The sequence below is a fragment of the Pseudomonas sp. 32_A genome, assembly GCF_017490905.1.
Lineage (GTDB): Bacteria > Pseudomonadota > Gammaproteobacteria > Pseudomonadales > Pseudomonadaceae > Aquipseudomonas > Aquipseudomonas inefficax.
The window spans coordinates 1-507 of the sequence record NZ_JAFGYI010000204.1; the positions used below are offsets into that span (position 1 = coordinate 1).

The window sequence follows — 507 nt, forward strand, 5'->3', positions numbered from 1 at the left end:
ATCCCATCTCGAAACGTGTGCTGTTAAACGAGCGATTCCCGGTATTTACGATTTGCGACGAATGGCATTGGATTGCCGATTAATCACGAGTTAATCGATGGCCCGGAAATTCGCTGCGGTTTCTGCGAGATTTGAATGCCGCCCCTCGTCAATAACGTAATTGAATTGGAAGAATTCAGTCAGGTTGATGTCGGGTATTGCTTGTGCCGCGCGCCTTCGCGGCATTTGTCTGCGAAAAGATAGCAAGGAAAAAATCGGAGCGTCAAACTTTTTTTGATTGGATCTAAAAAAATTAGAGGCGTAATTCGTTTGACGCGAATCCGATTAAGGCAAGTTGCGGGTCAATTGGCGAAGCGCGTTTGGTGCGAACGGGGCGAATCCGTAGTACGAATGCGCGGGCGGGGATTTGCGGGACATGAATTGCTCGACGAGCCGCAGCGCATTCCGGCATGCGTCGAGATCGAGCGTGTGAATCGTGCTCGACGCGGCGTCGAGCCCCAACTGCGT

General features: G+C 51.5%; 1 protein-coding gene. It reads right to left on the bottom strand.

Going from position 1 to position 507, the window contains the following annotated elements:
- Positions 1-324: 324 nt before the first annotated feature.
- The coding region (locus tag J5M58_RS26305; RefSeq protein ID WP_207880275.1) for a hypothetical protein at positions 325-507 on the bottom strand (183 nt) is incomplete at its 5' end.